1 pseudogene is annotated in these 1,185 nt (G+C 61.1%); it reads right to left on the bottom strand.

The features are described from left to right. Window positions 1-144: 144 nt before the first annotated feature. Window positions 145-1,121, bottom strand: a pseudogene (locus UU9_RS15060) (IS5 family transposase). Window positions 1,122-1,185 lie beyond the last annotated feature (64 nt).

The raw sequence follows: 1,185 nt of genomic DNA, 5'->3' as shown, positions 1-1,185 counted from the left end.
GGATGCTCTGATCTATTGAGTTCGAAATAGCCGTCCAGACGGGCGCGGCAAAACGCTGGTCTTGCTACGACAAAAAGTTGATCTTGGAGAGCGGCCCTCGCGCCCAAAGCGCTGAATTGCACCGAATCACCTCGATTTACCGCCTCACGGGCGCACCTCGCCTGCCGAAGCCAGCAACGTTCGTCGTGCCATCCACAGATTCGATAGCGCGAACAGCGTCAGCACTTGGGCGGTGTTCTTGAGCAGTCCCCTGAAGCGTACTTTCTGATAACCGAACTGCCGCTTCACCACCCGGAAGGGGTGTTCCACCTTGGAGCGAACGGCGGCCTTCATGTGTTCGGTGTGTTTGACGGCATCCTTCAACTCGCCCTCGGGCATCGCCTTGACGCTGCCGCGCTTGGCTGCGATGTACCAGGTGCGGCCGCGCTTGGGTGCTCGTTTCTCGGCACCCTGGTAGCCAGCATCGGCATACACGCTCTTCTCCTGGCCGTGCAGCAGTTTGTCCACTTCGGTCACGTCGCCCACGTTGGCCGGTGTCGTGGTCACCGTGTGCACCAGCCCCGATTCCACGTCGACGCCGATATGGGCCTTCATCCCGAAGTACCACTGCTGGCCCTTCTTCGTCTGGCGCATCTCCGGGTCACGCTGTTTGCTCGCGTTCTTGGTCGAGGACGGTGCCTGGATGATCGTGGCGTCCACGATCGTTCCCTGACGCAGCAACAGGCCTTTGCCGCTTGGCCATTGACCGCGGCGAGCATCTTCGCCGCCAAGCCGTGCTGCTCCAGGAAGCGGCGGAACTTCAAGATCGTTGTCTCATCCGGAATCGCATCTTCGTTCAACTCCAGCCCCGCGAACCGGCGCATCGACTCGATCTCGTACAGCGCATCCTCCATCGCCGGATCGCTCAGCGCGTACCACTGCTGCATGAAGTGGATGCGCAGCATCACCGACGGCGGCATGGGCGGGCGGCCGCGGCGACCGGCGGTGGGATAGCTCGGTTCGATCAGTGCCAGAAGATCAGCCCATGGCACGACCTCGTCCATCTCGCCAAGGAATTTCTCCCGGCGGGTTGGCTTCTTCTTAGCATCAAAACTCAACGACGCGAACGAACGCTGCTTCATCGGGGATGTGCTTCCTGGGGCCCGTCGCTATGATGCCTCAGACGGGGAATAGATCAGAGCATCC

Origin of the sequence: Rhodanobacter fulvus Jip2 (assembly GCF_000264315.1) — a bacterium.
GTDB classification, from domain to species: Bacteria; Pseudomonadota; Gammaproteobacteria; order Xanthomonadales; family Rhodanobacteraceae; genus Rhodanobacter; species Rhodanobacter fulvus.
The sequence above is the reverse complement of the archived record's forward strand: the minus strand, read 5'-3'. Positions and strand labels throughout refer to the sequence as shown.